At 61.5% G+C, this 1,880-nt stretch carries 1 protein-coding gene; it reads right to left on the reverse strand.

Translation table 11 applies throughout. The features are described 5' to 3' along the window. Window positions 1-2: 2 nt before the first annotated feature. Window positions 3-1,880: sulfate adenylyltransferase subunit CysN (gene cysN, locus EN845_RS33730; RefSeq protein WP_127873641.1), on the reverse strand; the 1,878-nt coding region annotated here is incomplete at its 5' end.

Here is a 1,880-nt window from a genome sequence, read left to right on the forward strand (position 1 = left end):
CGTCAGATGCCGCCGCCATTGTCATATTGCTCTTCGGCAATGTCACGCTCGTCCAGCCAGTGTTCCAGGGTATCTACCATCTCTTCGGCCGACTTGCCGAGCGTCTTGAGATGGATCTCCGGTTTCTCCGGTGCTTCGTAAGGAGAATCGACACCGGTGAAATTCTTGATCTCGCCATTCAGCGCGCGGGCGTAGAGACCCTTCGGGTCACGCCTGGCGCATTCCTCGAAAGGCGTGTCGACAAACACCTCGATGAACTCGCCATCGGCCATCAATTCCCTGGCCATGCGCCGCTCGGCGCTGAACGGCGAAATGAAGGAGACAATGACGATCAGCCCGGCATCGGCCATCAGCTTGGCCACTTCGGCGACGCGGCGAATGTTCTCGACGCGATCGGCATCGGTGAATCCGAGGTCGCGGTTGAGACCGTGACGGACATTGTCGCCATCGAGAATATAGGTATGGCGGCCTGTGGCGAACAGCTTCTTCTCGAACAGGTTGGCGATGGTAGACTTGCCGGAACCCGAAAGCCCCGTGAACCAGAACACGGCCGGCCGCTGGTTCTTCATGTCGGCGCGCACGCGCTTGCCGACATCGAGCGATTGCCAATGGATGTTTTCGGCGCGGCGCAGCGAGTGCACGATCATGCCGGCGCCAACCGTGGCGTTGCTGATGCGATCGATCAGGATAAAGGCGCCAGTGGTCCGGTTCTCGCCAAACGGGTCGAAGGCAATCGGCGCCCGCGTCGAGATGTTGCAGATGCCGACTTCATTCATCTCGAGCGACTTGGCCGCCTCATGGCCAAAGTCGTTGACGTTGATGCGGTATTTCAAGTCGGTGACGGTGGCGCTGGTCTGATCGGTCTCGGTGCGCAGGATATAGGAGCGGCCCGGCAGCAGCGCATGCTCGTCGAACCAGACGATGTTGGCGGCGAACTGGTCGGCGACCTGCGGCCGCGCGGCCGGCGAAACCAGCATGTTGCCCCTGGAAACCTCGACCTCGTCGTCAAGGACGAGCGTTATGGCCTGGCCGGCCACCGCCTGTTTGAGATCGCCGCCATAGGCGACGATGCGTTTGACATGCGAGGACTTGCCCGATTTGGCGACGACGACCTCGTCGCCTTGCGCAATGGTGCCGGACGCGATGGTGCCGGCGAAGCCGCGAAAATCGAGATTGGGGCGATTGACGTACTGAACCGGAAAGCGGAACGGCAGCTCGGCGGTGACTTCGTCGACCGAGACGGTTTCGAGTTGCTCGATCAGCGTCGGGCCGGAATACCACTTCATGCTGTCCGAGCGGCGGCTGACATTGTCGCCATAACGGGCCGACATCGGGATCGGCACCATGGTCTGGAAACCGAGATCGCCTGAGAACTGCCGGTAGTCCTCGACGATGCTGTCGAAGACCGCCTGGTCGAAATCGACAAGATCGATCTTGTTGACCGCCAGCACGATGTGGCGAATGCCGAGCAGCGAGGCGATGATCGAATGGCGCCGGGTCTGGCGCAGCATACCCTGCCGGGCATCGATCAGCACGATCGCCAGATCGGCGGTCGAGGCACCGGTCGCCATGTTGCGGGTATATTGTTCGTGGCCGGGCGTGTCGGCGACGATGAACTTGCGCTTCGGCGTGGCGAAGAAGCGGTAGGCGACGTCGATTGTGATGCCTTGCTCGCGCTCGGCCTCGAGGCCGTCGACCAGCAGCGCGAAGTCGATGTCGTCGCCCGTCGTGCCGTGCTTTCGCGAATCGCGTTCGAGCGCGGCGAGCTGGTCCTCGAAAATCTGCTTGGTGTCGGACAACAGCCGACCGATCAACGTCGACTTACCATCATCGACCGAACCGCAGGTCAGGAAGCGCAGCAGCGACTTCTTCTCTTGCGC

The sequence above is a fragment of the Mesorhizobium sp. M8A.F.Ca.ET.202.01.1.1 genome (assembly GCF_004791595.1).
Classification (GTDB): Bacteria; Pseudomonadota; Alphaproteobacteria; order Rhizobiales; family Rhizobiaceae; genus Mesorhizobium.